This window comes from Variovorax sp. GW822-FHT04A09 (assembly GCF_058801005.1).
Window position 1 is genome coordinate 155,435 of sequence record NZ_JBXAMV010000006.1, and the last position, 21,165, is coordinate 176,599.

15 protein-coding genes are annotated in these 21,165 nt (G+C 70.5%); 12 read left to right on the top strand and 3 right to left on the bottom strand.

What is annotated here, in order from left to right:
• Positions 1–106: 106 nt before the first annotated feature.
• Positions 107–3,940, top strand: a complete 3,834-nt coding sequence (locus AC1RLW_RS26370) for an autotransporter domain-containing protein (RefSeq protein ID WP_493195665.1) — start codon at positions 107–109, stop codon at positions 3,938–3,940.
• 60 nt (positions 3,941–4,000) lie between these two features.
• Here AC1RLW_RS26370 and AC1RLW_RS26375 read toward each other — a convergent pair whose 3' ends face one another.
• The gene (locus tag AC1RLW_RS26375; protein ID WP_493195667.1) at positions 4,001–6,739 is read right to left on the bottom strand and encodes a winged helix-turn-helix domain-containing protein; all 2,739 of its coding nucleotides are present in this window, start codon (positions 6,737–6,739) and stop codon (positions 4,001–4,003) included.
• Between the two features lie 138 nt (positions 6,740–6,877).
• Here AC1RLW_RS26375 and AC1RLW_RS26380 point away from each other — a divergent pair, with 138 nt between their 5' ends.
• From AC1RLW_RS26380 to AC1RLW_RS26405, 6 genes are all read left to right on the top strand, one after another.
• Positions 6,878–8,086: an acetyl-CoA C-acetyltransferase gene (locus AC1RLW_RS26380; protein ID WP_493195668.1), complete on the top strand. Its 1,209-nt coding sequence runs from the start codon at positions 6,878–6,880 to the stop codon at positions 8,084–8,086.
• A gap of 29 nt (positions 8,087–8,115) precedes the next feature.
• Positions 8,116–9,528 (top strand): enoyl-CoA hydratase-related protein, encoded by a 1,413-nt coding sequence (locus AC1RLW_RS26385; RefSeq protein WP_493195669.1) that lies wholly within the window; start codon positions 8,116–8,118, stop codon positions 9,526–9,528.
• Positions 9,525–10,352, top strand: a complete 828-nt coding sequence (locus AC1RLW_RS26390) for an acyl-CoA thioesterase (protein WP_493195670.1) — start codon at positions 9,525–9,527, stop codon at positions 10,350–10,352. The genes AC1RLW_RS26385 and AC1RLW_RS26390 overlap by 4 nt, the downstream gene beginning before the upstream one ends.
• Positions 10,349–10,765, top strand: a complete 417-nt coding sequence (locus AC1RLW_RS26395) for an EthD domain-containing protein (protein WP_095947981.1) — start codon at positions 10,349–10,351, stop codon at positions 10,763–10,765. The genes AC1RLW_RS26390 and AC1RLW_RS26395 overlap by 4 nt, the downstream gene beginning before the upstream one ends.
• 89 nt (positions 10,766–10,854) lie before the next feature.
• Entirely contained in the window at positions 10,855–13,005 is a 2,151-nt protein-coding gene (gene fadB / locus AC1RLW_RS26400; RefSeq protein ID WP_493195672.1) for a fatty acid oxidation complex subunit alpha FadB, read from the top strand.
• 61 nt (positions 13,006–13,066) lie between these two features.
• On the top strand, positions 13,067–13,849 hold the full coding sequence (locus AC1RLW_RS26405) for an SDR family NAD(P)-dependent oxidoreductase (RefSeq protein ID WP_062478161.1): 783 nt from the start codon (positions 13,067–13,069) through the stop codon (positions 13,847–13,849).
• Between the two features lie 21 nt (positions 13,850–13,870).
• Here AC1RLW_RS26405 and AC1RLW_RS26410 read toward each other — a convergent pair whose 3' ends face one another.
• The gene (locus tag AC1RLW_RS26410) at positions 13,871–14,665 is read right to left on the bottom strand and encodes an enoyl-CoA hydratase (RefSeq protein WP_493195674.1); all 795 of its coding nucleotides are present in this window, start codon (positions 14,663–14,665) and stop codon (positions 13,871–13,873) included.
• A gap of 167 nt (positions 14,666–14,832) precedes the next feature.
• On the opposite strand from AC1RLW_RS26410, the gene AC1RLW_RS26415 reads away from it, so the two are divergent.
• On the top strand, positions 14,833–15,990 hold the full coding sequence (locus AC1RLW_RS26415) for an acyl-CoA dehydrogenase family protein (protein ID WP_062478158.1): 1,158 nt from the start codon (positions 14,833–14,835) through the stop codon (positions 15,988–15,990).
• Positions 15,991–16,011: 21 nt separating this feature from the next.
• Here the strand turns inward: AC1RLW_RS26415 and AC1RLW_RS26420 are convergent, their stop codons facing one another.
• A complete protein-coding gene (locus AC1RLW_RS26420) occupies positions 16,012–16,485 on the bottom strand; it encodes a MarR family winged helix-turn-helix transcriptional regulator (RefSeq protein ID WP_200937575.1) in 474 nt (157 codons plus the stop codon).
• A gap of 170 nt (positions 16,486–16,655) precedes the next feature.
• Between AC1RLW_RS26420 and badH the strand changes: the two genes are divergently transcribed.
• The 4 genes from badH to aliA are packed head-to-tail and all read left to right on the top strand — an operon-like array spanning position 16,656 to position 21,143.
• The gene (badH, locus tag AC1RLW_RS26425) at positions 16,656–17,423 is read left to right on the top strand and encodes a 2-hydroxycyclohexanecarboxyl-CoA dehydrogenase (protein ID WP_056577609.1); all 768 of its coding nucleotides are present in this window, start codon (positions 16,656–16,658) and stop codon (positions 17,421–17,423) included.
• A 36-nt stretch (positions 17,424–17,459) separates the two neighbouring features.
• A complete protein-coding gene (gene badI, locus AC1RLW_RS26430; RefSeq protein WP_095947987.1) occupies positions 17,460–18,251 on the top strand; it encodes a 2-ketocyclohexanecarboxyl-CoA hydrolase in 792 nt (263 codons plus the stop codon).
• Positions 18,252–18,270: 19 nt separating this feature from the next.
• On the top strand, positions 18,271–19,422 hold the full coding sequence (gene aliB, locus AC1RLW_RS26435; protein ID WP_493195675.1) for a cyclohexanecarboxyl-CoA dehydrogenase: 1,152 nt from the start codon (positions 18,271–18,273) through the stop codon (positions 19,420–19,422).
• Positions 19,423–19,472: 50 nt separating this feature from the next.
• Positions 19,473–21,143, top strand: coding sequence for a cyclohexanecarboxylate-CoA ligase (gene aliA, locus AC1RLW_RS26440; protein ID WP_493195676.1), 1,671 nt, complete (start codon positions 19,473–19,475; stop codon positions 21,141–21,143).
• Positions 21,144–21,165 lie beyond the last annotated feature (22 nt).

The window sequence follows — 21,165 nt, forward strand, 5'->3', positions numbered from 1 at the left end:
TTAACGACCGTTAACCGGCCCGTGCGCGACGTCTTCACGACGTGGCTTCACCGGCAGGGCGACGGTCTTTTCATTCCATACCAAGACAGAGAGGGTTCGTTCCGTCATGACGAGATCACCGAAGTTCAAGCGCAGGGCCGTGGCCCGCGCCGCCGTGTGCGTGCTGGGTTCGATGCTGGCCACCGCGGCCGGCGCACAGGCCTATCCGGGCGACCCCGGCATGATCGGCGACCCGGCCAGCTGGCGCACGAAGGAGTTCCTGGCCGACTGGGGGCTCGGGGCGATGAAGACCGAGTACGCCTACGCGGCGGGCTTCACCGGCAAGGGCGTGAAGCTGGGCGTGATCGACTCGGGCTTCGACGTGCGCCACACGCGCGAATTGCCGCTCACGCGCTTCACGGCGCTGGTGACGGCGACGTCCAACGGGGCATACAGCCAGTTCGCGGCGGATGGGTCCGTGCTCAACAGCAACAACGTGGGCAACGGTTTTCACGGCACCCACGTGGCCGGCACCGTGGGCGCCAGCCGGGACGGGCAGGACGTCAAGAACAACATGCACGGCGTAGCGTTCAATGCCAACGTGGTCGTGGGCAACACCAATGCGCCCGACGCGCTGAGTTCGAGTGCCGGGTTGAGTCCGGACAGCTACCCCCTCGCCACGACCGAGAACTTCCGCAACCTCTACCAGGGCATGCGCGACGCGGGCGTGCGGGTCATCAACAACAGCTGGGGCAATCCGAGCAATCGGAATTTCAGCACACAGAATGCGGTCACCGCCGACTACCTGCAGTACCTGCGCGGGCCGTCCTGGGTCGATGCCGCGATCGACGCCACGAAGCCCCAGGCCGATGGCAAGGAAGGGGTCATCCAGGTGTTCGCCGCCGACAACCAGGGGCAGGCCAATCCGGCGGCGCGCGGGGCGCTGCCGTATTTCAGGCCCGACGTGGAGGGGCACTGGTTGACGGTGACGGGCATACAGACAGACGGAAAGAGCTACCAGCAGCGCGGCAGCCTGAACAAATGCGGCATCGCCAAGTACTGGTGCGTGGCCACCCCGGGTGCCAACATCATGAGCACGGTGTTCGACGGGGCCTATGCGGCCTACAGCGGCACCTCGATGGCGGCGCCGCATGCCACCGGAGCCCTGGGCATCATCATGGAGCGCTTTCCGTACATGACCAACGAGCAGGCGTTGCAGGTGCTGCTCACCACGGCCACGAAGCTCGACGGCACGCGTCAGGCGGCGCCCGACGCGGTGATCGGCTGGGGCCTCGTCAACCTCGAGAACGCCATGAAGGGGCCCGGCCAGCTGCTCAAGCGCACGGTCATCGACATGCCCGGCGGCACGGCCGACACGTGGCGCAACGACATCTCGGAGACGGGGCTGATCCAGCGCAAGCAGGAAGAAGCCGCCGAGATCGTGCGCCTGGGTGCGCTCGTGAAGGGGCCGGTGGCCCTGGACTCCTTCAAACCTCTGGGCGAGGAGGCCATTGCATTACTCAATGCATTGCGCGCCGCCATGCTTTCCGGCGGTGACTACGCTGATGCCCTGGCGGCCGCGAAGGCGAATGCGCTTGCGAAATCCAGCGCCGAGGTGTTCGAACTAATGCGCAATCTCTTTGGGCCGGGAAGTCCCCAGTGGGGCGATCTTCCGTTGGCCTTGAGCATCCCGGTGGAGGAAATCATGACGGCTGTCGAGGACAAGGCGAGGACGGTCAACGTCGACTGGGACCGCCTGACCCACCTGCGCAGCAAGACCGACGAAGACTACCGCGGCAGCCTCGTGAAGGCCGGCGCCGGGAGGCTGGTGCTCACGGGCACCAACACCTACTCGGGCGACACGCGCATTCAGGCCGGTGAGCTCGCGCTGGGCGAGGGCGGCACCACCGGTTCCATCACCAGCCACGTGGCCATCGACGCGGGCGCCAGCTTCGCCATCGACCGAAGCGACGCCTACGACTTCACCTACAACATCACCGGCGCGGGCGACCTGCGCACCACGGGCGGCACGACCGGCGAAGGCGTCACCACGCTGAGCGGTGCCAACAGCTACGCAGGCGCGACCTGGGTCCAGGGCGGCACGCTGCGCGCGGGCTCGGCCACCGGCCTGTCGAGCGCCAGTGCGTTCACGGTGGCCGGCAAGGCCAGGCTCGACCTCAACGGCTTCGACGCCACCATCGGTTCGCTCGCCGGCGCGGGCGACGTGGCCGTGGGCACCGGCACGTTGACCACCGGCGGCAACGACCGTTCGACGCAGTTCGCGGGCCGCTTCAGCGGCAGCGGCGGCCTCGTGAAGGCGGGCGCGGGCAGCTTCGAACTCACCGGCGACTCGGGCGCTTTCACCGGCAGGACCTCGGTGGCGCAGGGCATGTTGTCGGTCAACGGCACGCTGGGCGGCGAGATGGCCGTGTTGTCGGGCGGTCGCCTGCAGGGCACCGGCACGGTTGGCAGCACCACCATCGCCACCGGCGGTGTCGTGGCGCCGGGCAACTCCATCGGCACGCTGCACGTGGCCGGCAACGCACGCTTCGCGCCGGGTTCGACCTTCGAGGCCGAACTGAGCGGCACCGACGCGCAGGCCGACCGGCTCGATGTCAGCGGCCACGCCACGCTCGACGGCGGCACGGTGCGCGTGCTTGGCGGCTACAACCTCGGCACGCGCTACACGCTGCTCAACGCCGAGGGCGGCGTGAGCGGTACCTTCGCCGACTTCAGCGTGGCCAAGGACTACCTCTTCCTCTCGCCGAGGCTGGGCTACACCGCGACGCAGGTCTACACGGAAGCCATGCGCAACAGCGTGTCGTTCGCGTCGGTCGCGCAGTCGGGCAACCAGCGTGCGATGGGCGTGAACCTCGACGGCGCGGCCGCCTGGAGCCCGGCGCTGGCCGCTGCGCTGCAGCTGGAGAGCGTGCCGGCCGCGCGCACGGCCTTCGACAGCCTGTCGGGTGAAGTGCATGCCTCCGCGAAGACAGCGCTCATCGAAGACAGCCGCTTCGTGCGCGAAGCCGCGCTGGACCGCCTGCGCGCCTCGGCCGGCACGGCGGGTGCGTCCACGGCGCCAGTCAAGATCAACGATGGCGCCGGCCAGTCGCACATGGCCGCACCGACCACGGGCGAGACCGTCTTCTGGAGCCAGGCCCTGTACTCGACCGGCCGCGCGCGCGGCGACGGCAACGCCGCGCGGCTCGATCGCTCGGTCGACGGCCTGCTGATGGGCGGCGACACCCGCGTGGGCGACAACGCGCGCCTGGGCGTGACCGGCGGCTACAGCCGCAGCAAGTTCGACGTGGACGCGCGCTCGTCCTCGGGCGATGCCACCAGCTACCACCTGGGCCTGTATGGCGGCACCACGCTCGGCCCGTGGGCCCTGCGCGCCGGCGCGGCCTACGCGCGGCACGACGTGGACACCACACGCCAGGCGCGCGTGGCGGGCCTGGCGGATTCGCTCAAGAGCAACCACGACGCATCGACCACGCAGGTCTTCGGCGAAGTGGGCTACAGCCTGGCGGCCGGCGATGTGGCACTGGAGCCCTTCGCCAACCTGGCACACGTCACGCTGCACACCGACGCGTTCTCGGAGCGCGGCACGTGGGCGGCGCTGCAGGCGCGCAGCAGCAGCGCGAACGTCGGCCTGTCGACACTGGGCCTGCGCGCATCGACCGCGGTGCGCCTGGGCAATGTCGACGCCACGCTCAAGGGCATGGTCGGCTGGCGCCGCGCCTACGGCGACCTGACGCCCTTCACCAGCGTCGCATTGCCGGGTGCCACGGGCTTCTCGGACATCGCGGGTGTGGCGGTCGCGAAGAACGCGGCGGTGCTGCAGCTCGGCATGGACTTCGCGTTCTCGCCGCGCGCGACCTTCGGCGTGTCGTATGGCGGGCAGTTCGGCGGCAAGGCGCGCGACCAGTCGGTGAAGGCGAATCTGAACGTGTCGTTCTGACGAAAGGCGAGGGTTGGGGCCCGTCTGCCATGTGTCGGCGGGCGGGCCCTTTTTTTCGGGCTAGCGGATCACACCCAGCTTGCGCGCAATCGCCACCGCCTCCGTGCGCCGCTTCGCACCCAGCTTCATGTGGATGTTGCGCAGGTGCGTGCGCACCGTGCTCTCGGACACGAACAGCTTCTCGCCCATCGCGTTGTTCGAGTAGCCCTCGGCCAGCAGCTGCAGCACGCGGATCTCCTTGCGCGTGAGCGGCTCCTTGGTGGCGTCGCCCGAGGGCGTCTCGGCATCGATCGGCGAGGGCGGCGGGCCCAGCACCTGCAGCAGCCGCTGCAGGTAGTCGGCCAGGATCGGGTCGCTGCGCAGCACAGGCGCCACGGCACCCGCTTCTTGCTGCATGGCGGCGGCATAGCGGTGCACCAGCGTGCCCACGGCCGGGCCTTCGTCGAGGATCAGCCGCACGAAGCCCTCCTGGCTCGCGGCCTGCAGCACGGCACCGATCTCCTCGATGGCGGTGGCGAGGTCGCCCGCGCGCTGCAGTGCCAGTGCGCGCAGCACGCGCAGCTTGAGCGCGCGGCGGTTGCGGTTGGCGGCCACGGCGGCGTGCAGTTCGGCGTCGAGCACGGTGAGGGCCGCGCGCGCGTCGCCGAAGGCGATGTCCCAGCGCGCCCGCGCGAGCGCAAGGTAGTCGAGGTCGTGCGCGGGCAGGCGCTGGCGGCGCTCGCGCTCCCACAGTTCGGGGTCGTCGGCGCGCTGCAACTCGTCGCGCGAGGCGGGGCCGTTGCCCTGCAGCAGCAGCATGTGGGCGCGCTCCAGCTTGGCGCCCGCGACCACGCGCGGCAGCTGGCGGTGGTGGCCCAGGTATTCGAGTTCGGTCAGGGCCTGGAACGCGGCGTCGATGTCGCCCGCGTGGAACGCGATGCGCGAGCGCATGACGTGGCTCAGGATCATGTGGTCGGGCAGGCCCACGTCGCGCGCCAGCGGCAGGTACACGTTCAGCAGGTGCTCGGCCTGCACCAGCTGGTTGGTCTCGTACACGGCGCCCGCGTACAGCACGCCGGCCCAGGCGTTGCCGTGGCTGTGGTTGTACGACACGGCATGCGTGGAATCGACCGCCATGCGCAGCCGCGCGGTGGCCTGGCGCAGCCGGCCTTCGGTGAGGTCGAACAGGCCCGCGAGCGACTCGGTGTACATGCGGTTGAAGGTGCTGTTGCCCTGCTCGCGCCGCGCGGCCTCGAGCAGGCGCTGCGCCTCGCGCTGGTCGCCGCGCACCGCGAGGATGTGCGCCATGGCATTGAGCAGCACGCCCTCGGCAAAGGCCAGGCCGGTGGGCAGGCGCGCGAGGCTCTCGCGGCCGGCCTCGTAGGCGGCGTCGTGCTGGTCTTCCATGGCCAGCAGCAGCGGGATGAGCGTGTGGGCGTTGGCGCGCACCTCGGGAATGGGGCTGTCGAGGCAGCCTGACTGTTCGAGCAGCCGCATGGCGTCCCACGGGCCGTGCGTGAAACAGGTGGCCCACAGCGCGATGAGTTGCAGGAACGGATGCTCGCGCAGTTGGTGTTCGGGAATGGCCGAGAACCAGCGTGCCAGCATGCGCATGCGGCCCTGCTCGAGGAACTGCTCGGCGTAGCTGTCGAGCAGCGTGAGCGCGTGCGGATGGTCGCCGCCTTCGATGGCGTGGTCGATGGCGGGCACGGGTCGGCCGTGCGATTCGTACCAGCCCGAGGCTGCGAGGTGCAGCCGCGCGAGTTCGCCGGGCCGCTCGCGCGCCAGCTGCGCACGCAGGAAATCGGCAAAGAGGCTGTGGTAGCGCCACGCGCGCACCTCGCCGCCGGCATCGCCGCTCACGGGCGTGAGGAACAGGTTGGCCGCGGCCAGCTGCTCGAGGATGACGGCGCTGTCGCCGCGCGGGTTGAGCGCCTGGCACACCGAGGCGTCGAGCTGGCGCAGGATGCTGGTGCGCAGCAGAAAGTCGTGGATCTCGGGCGGCTGGTGCGCGAGCACGTCCTCGGCCAGGTAATCGGCCACGGCGCGGTCGGAGCCCGAGAAGCGTTCGATGAAGCCGGTCTCGATGCCGTGCCGCTCCAGCGCCATCGACGCCAGCCAGATGGCCGCCACCCAGCCTTCGGTCTTGCGGTGCAGCTGCGAGAGCAGGTCGGCCGGCAGCGCCTGCGGCGGCTGCGCGGCGGCGTGCGGCGCGTGCGCCTGGCGCAGGCCGATGAAGGCGCTGGTTTCTTCCAGCGAGAAGCGCAGGCGGTCGGTGTCGATCTCGATGAGCTGGCCGCGCGCGCGCAGCCGGCCCAGCCCCAGGTCGGGCAGGCTGCGCGAGCCGATCACGATCTGGCCGCGCCGCGGCAGGTGTTCGACCAGCTCGCGCACGAGGCCGAGCACGGCGGGTTCCTGCACCACCTCGAAGTCATCGAGGAACAGCGTGAAGGGCGAGTCGTGCGCGGCCAGCGCGGCCACGGCGTCGAAGGGCGCGTGGCTTGCGGGCTCGTCCACGCCGATGCGCTGCACGGCCTCGGCCAGGCAGTTGAGAAAGCGCGACACGTCGTTGTCGGCGCGGTCGAGCGTGAGCCAGGCGGTGGCGATGCCCTGCGCGTCCATGCGCTCGCGGATCTGCGCCATGGCGGTGGTCTTGCCGAAGCCGGCGGGCGCGCGCACCAGCACGAGCTTGACGGTGGCGGCGGCGATCTCTTCGCTGATGGCGGTGCGCGGCACCTGCGTGGCCACGAAGGCCGGCGGGTTCAGCTTGGTCTCGAGAATCCGGAGCGAAGAAGGGGGAACGGGGGCTGGAGCAGGCATCGCGAAGGGGGAGTGAGTGCCTGGAAATTCCGTCGCTTCCGACGATTCCGGCAACCGATTCTGCTTCCTAAACTGGCCGCAGACAAACTGAATTCCCCTGCATCCGGTGGCCTTGCGCACCCGGGCAGCGCCCTGCCCATGACCGACGACGTTTTCATCTACGACCACGTGCGCACGCCGCGCGGCAAGGGGCGCGCCGACGGTGCGCTGCACCCCATCACGCCGGTGCAGCTGGCCACGCAGGTGTTGCAGGCGCTGCGCGAACGCCATGCGCTCGACCCCACGCAGATCGAGGACGTGGGCCTGGGCGTGGTGATGCCGGTGGGCGAGCAGGGCGCCGACATCGCGCGCGTCGCGCTGCTGTCGGCGGGCTATGGCGACAGCGTGGTGGGCTTCCAGCTCAACCGCTTCTGCACCTCGGCGCTCGACACGCTGAAGATGGGCTTCGGCCTCGTGGCCTCAGGCCAGGCCGACGCGGTGATCGGCGGCGGCGTGGAGTCGATGTCGCGCGTGACCATCGGCAGCGACGGCGGCGCGGTCTACACCGACCCCGCCGTGGGCCAGCGCTACCCCTACATCCCCAACGGCGTGGCGGCCGACCTCATGGCCATGCTCGACGGCGTGGACCGCGAGGCGGTCGATGCCTACGCCGTCGAAAGCCAGCGCCGCGCCGCCGTGGCACAGGCCGAGGGCCGCTTCGACCGCTCGCTCGTGCCCGTGCGCGACCGACTCGGCCGCACCGTGCTCGCGAAGGACGAGGCCAACCGCCCCGGCACCACGATGGCCGACCTGGCCAAGCTCAAGCCAGCGTTTGCCGGCGTGGCCGCGCAGGGCTACGAAGCCATCCTGCTGCAGCGCTATCCGCAGCTGTCGCACATCGCGCCGATCCACACGGGCGGCAATTCGAGCGGCATCGTCGACGGCGCCTGCGCGGTGCTGCTGGGCAACCGCGACTACGGCACGCGCAACGGCCTCGTGCCGCGCGCGCGCATCGTCGGCAGCGCCTCGTGCGCCGACGAGCCGCTGCTGAGCCTGGGCGGCCCGATGCCCGCCACCGAGCGCCTGCTGGCGCGCTGCGGCCTGGCCATCGGCGACATCGACCTGTTCGAAGTGAACGAGGCCTTCTCGGTGGTGCCGATGCGCTATGCGCGCCACTTCGACATCGACCCCGCGCGCATCAACGTGAACGGCGGCGCCATCGCGCTGGGCCATCCGCTGGGCGCGACCGGCGCGATCCTCACGGGCACGCTGCTCGACGAGCTGGAGCGGCGCGACGCGCGCCTGGGCCTGGTCACGCTGTGTGCCGCGGCGGGGCAGTCGACCGCGCTGGTGATCGAGCGCGTCTGAGCAGCACGTCTTCCCTTTCCTTTTTTCCTATGCCTTCCCACATCCGATTCGAGGTCGATGCCGACGGCGTCGCGCTCCTCACCCTCGACGTGCCCGAGCGGCCGATGAACGTGTTCACGCCCGGCTTCACGGCCGCGCTGCGCGAGGCCGTGGCGCAGATCGCGCAGCGCGCCGACGTGCGCGGCGCCGTCATCACCTCGGGCAAGGCCAGCGGCTTCATGGCCGGGGCCGACCTGAAGGACCTCGTGGGCTTTCACGCCACGGGCGGCGGCGCGGCCGAGGCCATCGAGGCGATCGCACCCGGCGGGCGCGCGCTGCGCGAACTGGAGCGCTGCGGCAAGCCCGTGGCGGCGGCCATCAATGGCGTGGCGCTGGGCGGCGGGTTCGAACTGGCGCTGGCCTGCCATCACCGCGTGCTGCTCGACGAAGCGCGCGCGGTGGTCGGGCTGCCCGAGGTCACGGTCGGCCTGCTACCGGTGGGCGGCGGCACGCAGCGACTGCCACGCCTCATCGGCATTGCGCGCGCGCTGCCGCTGCTGCTGTCGGGCCGGCATGTGGCGCCGGCCGAGGCGCTGGCGCTGGGCATGGTCGATGCGCTCGCGCCGGCCGACCAGCTCGTGGCCGTGGCCCGCCGCTGGGTGCTCGACCACCCCGATGCCGGCCAGCAGCCGTGGGACGTGAAAGGCTTCCAGGTGCCGGGCGGCGCGGGCGCACTGGCGCCGCACGCGGGCGCGAGCTTCGGCGCCACGCTGGCGCAGGTGCGGCGCGACACGCACGACCAGCTGCCCGCGCCGCTGGCCATCCTGTCGGCCGTGTACGAAGGCACGCAGCTGCCGATGGACGCGGGCCTGGCGGTCGAGGCGCAGTGCTTCGGCCCCTTGCTGGCCGGCCCTGTGGCGCGCAACCTGATGCGCACGCTGTTCGTGAACCGGGGCGCGGCGCTGCGGCGCAAGGGCGGCTTGAGCGCGGTCAATGCTGCGTATGTCGAACGTCTGCGGCAGCTGTACCGCAGTGAAGGCGCGGCGCTGTTGAGTGAAGGTGTGTCGCCTGCGTTGATTGCGAATGCCGCGCGGCAGGCCGGCCTGGGCGAGAGTCCGCTGGCTGCCGATGCAACGGCGGAACAAGCCACTGGATCGCAGCCCGACGCACGCGCCGTCGGCGAACGCCTGCTGTCGCTGCTCGCAATCGAAGCGGCACGTTGCCTCGAAGAAGGCGTGCTGAAGCAGCCGGTCGAGGCCGACCTCGGGGCGGTGCTCGCATTGGGCTACCCCGACTGGACCGGCGGCACGCTCTCATACATCGAGACCGTCGGCCTCGCGGCCTTCGTCGCGCGCTGCGATGCACTCGCGCAGCGCCACGGCGAGCGCTTTCGCCCCACGGCCGCACTGCGTCAGCGCGCGCAATCGAACACGCTGTTCTATCCCGTGGGGCACGCCGCGTGAGCGCAGGCCGCGCGCAAGCGCTGCAGTCGCTGGTCGCGCAGCTGCAGCTCGAACAGCTCGAGAAGAACCTGTTTCGCGGCACCAGCACCGACATCGGCGCGCCCGCCGTCTTCGGCGGCCAGGTGCTCGGTCAGGCGCTGATGGCCGCGGCCCGCACGGTCGACGGGCATGCGGCGCATTCGCTGCACGGCTACTTCCTGCGCGCGGGCGACAAGGCCGCGCCCATCGTCTACGACGTGGACCGCATCCGCGACGGCGCGAGCTTCACCACGCGGCGCGTGGTCGCCATCCAGCATGGCGAGCCGATCTTCCACATGTCGGCCTCGTTCCACCGGCGCGAGGCGGGCGTGTCGCACCAGTGCGCCATGCCCGAGGCGCCGCCGCCCGAAGACCTCACGCCGCGCGCCGGCCCGCGCGTGCGCGTCGAGGGGCCCATCGAGTTCCGCTACGTCGACCCGCGCGACCCGGCCACGGCCGGCCCGCGCCCGCCGCACAGCCAGCTCTGGCTGCGCACCGCCGACGTGCTGCCCGACGACCCACTGCTGCACCAGGCGATGCTGGCCTATGCCTCCGACTACAGCTTCATGGGCGTGGCGATGCAGCCGCACGGCCTGGCGTTTCAGCAACCCGGTGTGCAGGGCGTGAGCCTGGACCACGCGATGTGGTTCCACCGCGACTTCCGCTGCGACGACTGGCTGCTGTACGACGCCGACTCGCCCTCGGCCGAGCATGCGCGCGGCTTCTGCCGTGGTGCGCTGTTCGACCGCGCCGGCCGGCTCGTGGCCTCGGTCGCGCAGGAAGGCCTGATCCGGGTGCGCCGATGATCAAGCTCGTCTTCTGCCTGCGCCGGTTGCCGCACCTGGACCGCGCGCAGTTCCAGCACCACTGGCGCCACGTGCATGCACCGCTCGTTGCCGAACGTGCCGAGGTGCTGGGCCTGCGGCGCTACGTGCAGTCGCACACGCTCGACGACGCGCTGGTGCAGCCGCTGGCCGTGCCGCGCGGCAGCCCCGCGCCTTTCGACGGTGTGGCCGAGCTGTGGTGGGACAGCCTCGAAGCGCGCACCGGTGCAAGGCGCGAAGAAGCCCGCCGCGCGAGCGCCGAGCTGCTCGCGGACGAGCGCCGCTTCATCGACCTGGCCGCCTCGCCGATCTTCTTCACCGACGAATTCGCCGTGGTCGGCGACCCCGCCGCCGAGGCGGTGCGCGACTACCTGCAGGCGCGCGGCCGCCTGTAATCGTCGCTTCGGACGATGCCTGCGCGCAGGGCGCGTCCCTAAACTTTTTCCCACAGGCTGGCGTGTCGCCGGCCGCGAGGAGACCCCCTTTGTTCCAAGGCGAAAGTATCGAAGTCCTGCCGTTGCAGGACGGTCTGGTGGAGCTGCGCTTCGACCGGCGCGGCGAGGCCATCAACAAGCTCGACGCGCGCACCGTCGATGAGTTCCGCCAGGCCACCGAGCGCATCGCGGCCTCACCGGAGGTGCGCGGCGTGCTAGTGACGAGCGCGAAAGACGTGTTCATCGTCGGTGCCGATATCACCGAGTTCGGCGCCACCTTCCAGCAGGCCGAGGCCGACATTGCGCGCGGCGTGCGTGCCAGCAACGAGCTGTTCAACGCCTTCGAAGACCTGAAGGTGCCCAGCGTGGTCGCCATCAACGGCTTCGCGCTCGGCGGCGGGCTGGAGCTGGCGATGCTCGCGCCGCTGCGCGTGATGGCCGACACGGCCCAGGTCGGCGTGCCCGAGGTGAAGCTGGGCCTGTTCCCCGGCTTCGGCGGCACGGTGCGGCTGTCGCGCCTGGCGGGCCTGGCCACGGCCATCGACTGGGTCGCGAGCGGCAAGCCGGCCAAGGCGCCGGCCGCGCTGGCCGCGGGCGTGACCGACGAGGTCGCCGCGCCCGAAACCCTGCGCGACCGTGCGCTCGTGCTGTTGCAGCGCGCGGTGCGCGGCGAGATCGACTGGCAGGCGGCGCAGCAACGCAAGCGTGCGCCGCTGGCGCTGTCGAAGCAAGAGGCCGGTGCACTGGTCGAGGCCGCGCGCACGCAGGTGGCGGCGCGCAGTGGCAAGCACCAGCCCGCAGCCCTCATCGCGCTCGAAATGATGGCCGAGGCCGCCGGCCGCGACCGCGCGGGCGCGCTCGACCTCGAGTCGGCCGCCTTCGGCCGCGTCGCCAAGACGCAGGCCGCCGCCTCGCTGGTGCAAGCCTTTCTCAACGACCAGGCGCTCAAGAAGCTCTACAAGCGCCACGCGCGCGAAGGCCGTCCGGTGAAGCAGGCGGCCGTGCTCGGCGCCGGCATCATGGGCGGCGGCATCGCCTACACCAGCGCGCTGCGCGGTACGCCGGTGCGCATGAAGGACATCGCGCAGCCGCAGCTCGACCTGGGCATGGCCGAGGCCGGCAAGCAGCTCGCCAAGCAGGTGAAGAACGGCCGGCTCGCGCAGGCCAAGGCCGATGCCATTCAAGCGTCGATCGTGCCGCAGCTCGACGAGGCCGGCTTCGACAGCGTGGACTGCGTGGTCGAGGCCGTGGTCGAGAACCTCGAGGTCAAGCGCAAGGTGCTGGCCGCGCTGGAAGGCAGCGTGAAGCCCGGCACCGTGATCGCCTCGAACACCTCGAGCCTGCGCATCGACGACATCGCCCAGCCGCTCGCGCGGCCCGAGGACTTTGTCGGCATGCACTTCTTCAACCCCGTGCCGGTGATGCAGCTGGTGGAAGTGATCCAGGGCGCGAAGACCAGCGACGCTGCCGTGTCCACCGCCGTGGGCTATGCCGTGGCCATGGGCAAGACGCCCATCGTGGTGAAGGACTGCCCGGGCTTCCTGGTCAACCGCATCCTCACGCCGTACATCAACGCCTTCGTGCAGCTGGTGGCCGATGGCGCCGACTTCGAGGCGGTCGACCGCGCGATGGAAGCCTTCGGCTGGCCCATGGGCCCGGCCTACCTGCAGGACGTGGTGGGCATGGACGTGGGCGCGCACGTGGGCGACGTGATCGCCGCGGGCTACCCCCAGCGCATGCCGGCCATCGAACGCAACGCCGTGAAGCTGATGGTGGCGAACAAGCGCTACGGCCAGAAGAACGGCGCCGGCTTCTACCGCTACGAGAACGACCCCACGGGTCGCCCGCGCAAGTCGGCCGCGGCCGAGGCGCATGCGCTGGTCGCCACGCTGCAGCCGCAGGGCCGGCGCGACTTCGCCGACGCGGAGATCGTCGAACGCATGATGCTGCCGATGGTGGTCGAGGCCGCGCACGCGCTCGAAGACGGCGTGGTCGCCACGCCGGCCGAGCTCGACATGGCGCTGCTGCTCGGCGTGGGCTTTCCGGCCTACGCGGGCGGCGCGCTCAAGTACGCCGACTGGCTGGGGCTGGACCGCGTGGTCGCCCTGTGCGACAAACATGCGGCGCTCGGCGCGCCGTATGTGCCCACGGCGCGCATGCGCGAGATGGCGGTTCGCAAGTTGCGCTACTACCCGGTCTGAACGGCAGGCGTTTCGGTTTTCATTTTTCTCTTTCTCTCTCACTATCCAAGGACAACAAGAGATGCAACTCGATTCCAGCATTGCTGCCGTCGTCACGGGCGGCGCTTCGGGCCTCGGGGCCGCCACCGCGCGCCGCCTGGCCAGCCACGGCGTGAAGGTCGCGCTGTTCGACCTCAACGTGGAGCAGGGCGAGGCCCTGGCCAAGGAGCTGGGCGGCGTGTTCTGCAAGGTCGATGTCACGTCGGAAGAGCAGGTCGACGCGGCCTTTGCCAAGGCCCGCGCCGCGCACGGCCAGGAGCGCGTGCTGGTCAACTGCGCCGGCACCGGCAACGCGGTGAAGACCGCGAGCCGCGACAAGGCCTCGGGCGAGATCAAGCACTTTCCGCTCGCCAACTTCGACCGCATCATCCAGATCAACCTCGTGGGCACCTTCCGCTGCATCGCCAAGTCGGCGGCCGGCATGCTCACGCTCGATGCGCTGGAAGACGGCGAGCGCGGCGCCATCGTCAACACCGCCTCGGTCGCGGCACAGGACGGCCAGATGGGCCAGGCCGCCTACACCGCCTCGAAGGCCGGCGTGGTCGGCATGACGCTGCCCATTGCGCGCGACCTCATGGGCGAGGGCATCCGCGTGAACACCATCCTGCCAGGCATCTTCAACACGCCGCTGCTGCAGGGCGCGCCCGACAACGTGAAGGCCGCGCTGGCCGCCTCGGTGCCCTTCCCCAAGCGCCTGGGCAACCCGGCCGAGTACGCGACGCTGGCCGAGCTGATGATCACCAACGGCTACTTCAACGGCGAGAGCGTGCGGCTGGACGGCGCGATCCGGATGGCGCCGCGCTGAGGCCAGGGCGAAGGGCCGTCGTCAGCCCTTCTGCGCCCGCCCCCGCGCCTGCACCGCCTCGCGGCGCGCGCGCAGCACCTCGGGCGTGAGCGACGCGGCCCAGTCGCGCGTCGCGGCCTGCTCCAGCGCCATGCCTTCGGCAAAGCTGCGCGCATGGCCGTCGTCGATCAGGCGCTTGTAGACCGGCAGCATCTCGGGCAGCGCGCTCGCGATGTCGGCGGCCAGTGCCAGCGCCTGGGGCATCAACTGATCGGGCGTCGTCACGCGGTTGACCAGCCCCCAGCGCTCGGCCTGCTCGGCGCCGACGAAGTTGCCGCTGAAGGCCATCTCCTTCGCGCGCGCGATGCCGATGAGCCGCGACAGTCGCTGCGACAGCCCCCAGCCCGGGATCACGCCGATGCGCGCGTGGGTGTCGGCAAAGCGCGCCTCGCTCGAGGCAATCAGCAGGTCACAGGCCAGCGCCACCTCGAGGCCGCCGGTGATGGCCGCGCCGTTCACGGCGCCGATCACCGGGCGTGGAAAGTTCGCGAGCGCGGTGGCCACGTCGGTGCCGGTGTCGCCGGTGATGGCGCCGGGGTCGATCTCGCGCAGGTCCAGGCCGGCGCAGAAGGCGCGGCCCGCGCCGGTGAGGATCAGCACGCGCACGCTGTCGTCGTGCGCGAGCGTGTCGAGCGTGCGCACCAGCGCGCGCCGCAGCGCGAGCGACAGGGCGTTCATGGCCTGCGGGCGGTTCAGCGTGAGGCAGGCGCAGCCGTCCTGCGGACGGGTGAGAAGGAGGATGTTGTCGGCGTCGTTGTCGGTTGCAGGTGTGTTCATGGCGTGTCAGTGTTGGGCGAAGGCCGGGCCGCGGCATCGTCGGAACGGACGAATCCGGCGGGCTTGTCCCGCTCACGACTCGAAACCCGCGCCCGCGTCGGCACCATGCGCCGCATTGTCTTCAATCCGTCCTTGAATCCACTGAGAGAAAGAAGGAGCGTCCCACCATGGACTTCAGCCTCACCCCGGCCCAGCTCGACCTGCAGGAACGAACGCGCCGCTTCATCGCCGAGGAGGTGATTCCGCTCGAATCCGACCCCCGGCAGGATTCGCACGGCCCCGCCGAGGCGCTGCGCGACGAGCTGGTGGCGCGCGCGCGCCGCGCCGGCCTGCTCACGCCGCATGCGTCGAAGGAACACGGTGGGCTGGGCTTGTCGCATGTCGACAAGGCCATCGTCTTCGAGGAGGCGGGCTACTCGCCGCTCGGCCCGGTGGCGCTCAACATCCATGCGCCCGACGAAGGCAACGTGCACCTGATGGAGGTGGTGGCCACGCCCGCGCAGAAGGCGCGCTGGCTGCAGCCGCTCATCGACGGCCACGTGCGCTCGTGCTTCTGCATGACCGAGCCGCCGCCCGGCGCCGGCTCCGACCCGTCGATGATGCAGACCGTGGCCGTGCGCGACGGCGACCACTACGTGATCACCGGGCGCAAGTGGTTCATCACCGGCGCCACCGGCGCGGGCTTCGCGATCATCATGGCGCGCATGGAAGACGGTTCATCGACCATGTTCCTGGCCGACATGGACCAGCCCGAGATCGTGATCGAGCGGCAGATCGACGCGCTCGACAGCTGCTTCACCGGCGGCCACGGCGTGGTGCGCTTCGACGGCTTGCGCGTGCCGGCCACCGACGTGCTGGGCGCCATCGGCGAAGGCTTTCGCTACGCGCAGGTGCGGCTGGCGCCCGCGCGCCTCACGCACTGCATGCGCTGGCTCGGCGCCGCGCGCCGCGTGCACGAGCTCGCCGCCGACTACGCCCGCCGCCGCCAGGCCTTCGGCCATGCGCTGGTGGAGCACGAGGGCGTGGGCTTCATGCTGGCCGACAACGAGATGGACCTGCACGTCTCGCGCCTGACCATCTGGCATTGCGCGTGGGTGCTCGACCAGGGCGGCAAGGGCCGCCACGAGTCGAGCGTGGCCAAGGTGCTGTGCTCGGAGGCCGAATGGCGCGTGGTCGACCGCTCGGTGCAGATCCTGGGCGCGAGCGGCGTGTCGGACGAGACCGTGGCCGCGCGCATCTTCCGCGACATGCGGGCCTTCCGGATCTATGACGGTCCGTCGGAAGTGCACCGCTGGAGCATGGCCAAGCGGTTGGCCAAGGCCTGATTCAGGCCGCGGGGGCCGGCGTCATTCCGCCGGCTCTTCCGCTCCCCCTTGCACATCGTCCACCCGCTGCATGTTGTCGAGCAGCTTCAGCAGGTAGTGCAGGGTGTGCGTGACGTCGTTCACCGAGAACCCGTCCAGCACCTGCTCGTAGTAGGCGTAGATCTTCGGCTGCGCTTCCACCTTCCACACGTGTTGCCCCGACCCGGTCATCGTGACCAGCCGTGACCGCCGGTCGCGGCTGTCGGGCGCGGTCGTCACGTGCCCGTCGCGCTCCATGCGGCTGACCAGGCCCGACAGGTTCTGGCGGCTGACCTTCAGGTAGCGCGCCAGGTCTCCCACGCTCATTCCCCCCTCGGCCTCGTCGCGCGACAGCGCGCCGAGCACGGCCCATTGCTGCGTCGTCAGGCCCTCGGCTTCGACCGCTCGGCTGCCGGTTTTATGCAACATGTTTGCACATTGATAGAGGCGAAAGAACACCCGGTTGGCCAGCGCCATGCGTGCTGCGTCGGTGTTTTCACTAGTATTTGGCATGTTTTTTCTTTCGGAAAGGCTTGCGCGACGCCACAGAAGCATCTCATAATACGTCAACATATTTACGTAAATGCCTCAAAGTGGCGCCCAACGGCCCAACGATATAGCAAGCCCTCGCACCCCAGGAGAACCAGATGCAGCGATTTCAGGACAAGACAGTGATCGTCACCGGCGGCGGTGGCGGCATCGGCGGCGCCACCAGCCGCCGTTTCGCCCAGGACGGCGCCCGCGTGGCGGTGTTCGACATGAACCTCGAGGCCGCCGAAGCGGTGGCCGCGCAGATCCGCGCCGACGGCGGCCAGGCCCAGGCCTTCCGCTGCGACATCACCGACCGCCCCGGCGTCGACGCGGCCGTGGCCGCCGTGGTGGAGCGCTTCGGCCCGGTCGACGTGCTGGTCAACAACGCCGGCTGGGACGTGTTCAAGCCCTTCACCAAGACCGAGCCCGCGCAGTGGGACAAGCTCATCGCCATCAACCTCACCGGCGCGCTGCACATGCACCACGCCGTGCTGCCCGGCATGGCCGCGCGCAAGGCGGGGCGCATCGTCAACATCGCCTCCGACGCGGCGCGCGTGGGCTCCTCGGGCGAGGCGGTGTACGCGGCCTGCAAGGGCGGGCTGGTGGCGTTCTCGAAAACCATCGCCCGCGAGCACGCGCGCCACGGCATCACCGTGAACGTGGTGTGCCCCGGCCCCACCGACACCGCGCTGTTCGCCGAATACAAGGAAGGCGCGGGCAACCCCGAGAAGCTCATGGAGGCCTTCACGCGCTCCATTCCGCTGGGCCGCATCGGCCAGCCGAACGACCTGCCGGGCGCCATTCTTTTCTTCGCCAGCGACGACGCGGCCTTCGTGACCGGGCAGGTGCTCAGCGTCTCGGGCGGCCTGACGATGAACGGCTGACCCCCCCCCACACCCGACACCTTTCAGGAGACCCCCATGGCATCCCCCGACTTCGAAGACATCCTCTACGACGTGCGCAACGGCGTGGCGTGGATCACCATCAACCGCCCCGAGAAGATGAACGCCTTCCGCGGCCAGACCTGCGACGAGATCATCCGCGCGCTCAACCGCGCGGGCTACGATCGCGGCGTGGGCGCCATCGTGCTGGCCGGCGCCGGCGAGAAGGCCTTCTGCACCGGCGGCGACCAGTCGGCCCACAACGGCAACTACGACGGGCGCGGCACCATCGGCCTGCCGATGGAAGAGCTGCACGACGCCATCCGCAACGTGCCCAAGCCTGTCATCGCGCGCGTGCAGGGCTTTGCCATCGGCGGCGGCAACGTGCTGTGCACCATCTGCGACCTGACCATCGCCTCCGAGAAAGCCGTGTTCGGCCAGGTCGGCCCGAAGATGGGCTCGGTCGACCCGGGCTACGGCACCGCGTTCCTGGCCCGCGTCGTCGGCGAGAAGAAGGCGCGCGAGATCTGGTACCTGAACCGCCGCTACAGCGGCGCCGAGGCCGTGGCCATGGGCCTGGCCAACGCCGTGGTGCCGCACGAGCAGCTCGACGCCGAGGTGCAGAAGTGGGCCGAGGAAATCTGCGAGCGCAGCCCCACCGCGCTGGCCATCGCCAAGCGCAGCTTCAACGCCGACACGGCGCACCAGGCCGGCATCGCGGGCCTGGGCATGTACGCGCTCAAGCTGTACTACGACACCGAAGAGTCGCGCGAGGGCGTCGCGGCCCTGCAGGAACGGCGCAAGCCCGAGTTCCGCAAGTACGCCAAGTAGCCACAGCAGGACCACCGCGATGAACCCGTACATCGACGACGACCTGGTGACGCTGGCCGAGCATGCGCGCCGCTTCGCCACCGGGCGCGTGGCGCCCGGCTTCCTGGAGCGCGACGCCACGCGCGTGCTCGACCGCGCGCTGATGCGCGAGATGGGCGAGATGGGCTTCATCGCGCCCGAGCTGCCCGAGGCCCACGGCGGCCAGGGCCTGGGCTGCCTGGCCGCCGGCGTGATCCACGAAGAGATCGCCCGCGCCGACCTGAGCCTGAGCTACATCAACCTGCTGGCTTCGCTCAACGGCCAGATCCTCTGCGAGCACGGCCGGCCCGAAGTGGTCGCGCCGTGGCTGGCCAAGCTCACGCAGGGCGAGGCGCTGTTCGCCATTGCGCTCACCGAGCCGCGCGGCGGCTCCGACGCCGCCAACCTGCGCCTGCGCGTGGAGCGCGTGGGCGACCACTACGTGCTCAACGGCGAGAAGACCTCCATCTCGGCCGCCGACCAGGCCGACGCTGCCGTGGTGTTCGGCCGCACCGGCAGCATCGAGTCGGCGGCCCACGGCGTGACCGCGCTGCTGGTGCCAATGGACCTGCCCGGCGTCACGCGCAACCGCTTCGACTGCCACGGCCAGCGCGCCATCGGGCGCGGCTCGCTGTTCTTCGAGAACGTGCGCGTGCCCGTCGACCACCGGCTGGGCGAGGAGAACAAGGGCTTCGTGCAGGTCATGCAGGGCTTCGACTTCTCGCGCGCGCTCATCGGGCTGCAGGTGCTGGCCGTGGCGCGCGTGGCGCTGGAAGAAACCTGGGAGTACGTGGCGCAGCGCGAGGCCTTCGGCAAGCCGCTGTCGGCGTTCCAGGGCGTGTCGCATCCGCTGGCCGACTTCGACACGCAGATCGAGGCCGCGCGCCTGCTGTGCCTGCAGACCTTGTGGCTCAAGGACAAGGGCGCGCCGCACACCGCCGAGGCCGCCATGTGCAAGTGGTGGGGCCCCAAGCTGGCCTACGACGCCATCCACCAGTGCCTGCTGATGTTCGGCCACGGCGGCTACGACCGCGGGCCGATGGAGCAGCGCCTGCGCGACGTGCTGGGCTTCCAGATCGGCGACGGCACGGCCCAGATCATGAAGACCATCGTCGCCCGCACGCGCGCCGGGCGCTCGGCGGTGCCGGCGTAGTCGGCGGTTCCTGGTTTTCCGGTTCGCACAACAAGAGGAGACACGACATCATGGAATTCGACGCCGTACTGCTGCCCCCGCGCCGCGCGCGCATGGTGGCCCAGGGCCTGTGGCACGACTGCACCATCAACGATGCGCTCGACGCCTGCATTGCCGCCTGTCCCGACAAGGTGGCGCTCACCGCGGTGCGCGTGAAGGACGGGGAGGGCGAGGCCGCCACCGTGCGCTTCACCTACCGCGAGCTGGGCCGCATGGCCGACCGCATCGCCGTCGGCCTGGCGCGGCTGGGCGTGGGCCGCAACGACGTGGTGGCCTGCCAGCTGCCCAACTGGTGGGAGTTCACGCTGACCTACCTGGCCTGCTCGCACATCGGCGCGGTGATGAACCCGCTGATGCACATCTTCCGCGAGCGCGAGCTGTCGTTCATGCTGCGGCACGGTGCGGCCAAGGTGCTGGTCGTGCCGGCGCGCTTCCGGGGCTTCGACTTCGAACAGATGGCCATGGGCCTGCAGGCCGGCCTGCCCGACCTGGCGCAGGTGGTGGTGGTCGGCGGCAGCGGCGCCAACAGCTTCGAGGCACTGCTGGCCGGCCCCGCATGGGAGCAGGAGCCCGATGCCGCGCAGATCCTGCAGCAGCACCGGCCCGGCCCCGACGACGTGACCCAGCTCATCTACACCTCGGGCACCACCGGCGAGCCCAAGGGCGTGATGCACTCGGCCAACACCACCATGGCCAACATCGTGCCCTACGCGCAGCGGCTCGGCCTGGGCGCCGCCGACGTGGTGCTCATGGCCTCGCCCATGGCACACCAGACCGGCTTCATGTACGGGCTCATGATGCCGATCCTGCTGCAGGCCTCGGTCGTGCTGCAGGACATCTGGGAGCCGAAGCAGGCCATCGCGTCGATCAATGCCGAGGGCGTGAGCTTCACCATGGCGTCCACGCCCTTCCTGTCCGACCTGTCGAAGACCGTGGCCGAGTCGGGCACGGCCGTGCCCACGCTGCGTGCCTTTCTCTGCGCCGGTGCGCCCATTCCGGGCGCGCTGGTCGAGCAGGCGCGCCAGGCGCTGGGCGCCAAGATCGTCTCGGCCTGGGGCATGACCGAGAACGGCGCCGTCACGCTCACGCGGCTGGACGACGACGACGAGCGCTCCATCCACACCGACGGCTGCCCGCTGCCCGGCGTGGAGCTGAAGGTGGTCGATGTCGACGGCCTCGCGCTGCCGGCGGGCGAGGTCGGCAAGCTGCTGCTGCGCGCCTGCTCCAACTTCGGCGGCTACCTGAAGCGCCCGCAGCTCAACGGCACCGACGCGGCCGACTGGTTCGACACCGGCGACCTCGCGCGCATCGACGAGCGCGGCTACGTGCGCATCGCCGGGCGCACCAAGGACGTGATCATTCGCGGCGGCGAGAACATCCCCGTGGTCGAGATCGAGTCGCTGCTGTACCGCCACCCCGACGTGGCCATGGCTGCGGTGGTCGCCTACCCCGACGAGCGCCTGGGCGAGCGCGCCTGCGCGGTGGTGGTGCCCAGGCCGGGGCGGCAGGTCGACCTGCCGTCGATCGTCGCCTTCCTCAAGGCCGAGAAGGTGGCGCTGCAGTACATCCCGGAGCGCCTCGTGGTGCGCGAGACGATGCCGTCCACGCCCTCCGGAAAGATCCAGAAATTCAAGCTGCGCGACCTGCTGCGCGCGGACGAATCGGGCGCCCCGGCCGCCTGAGCGCACCTGCCGATCCTTTCGA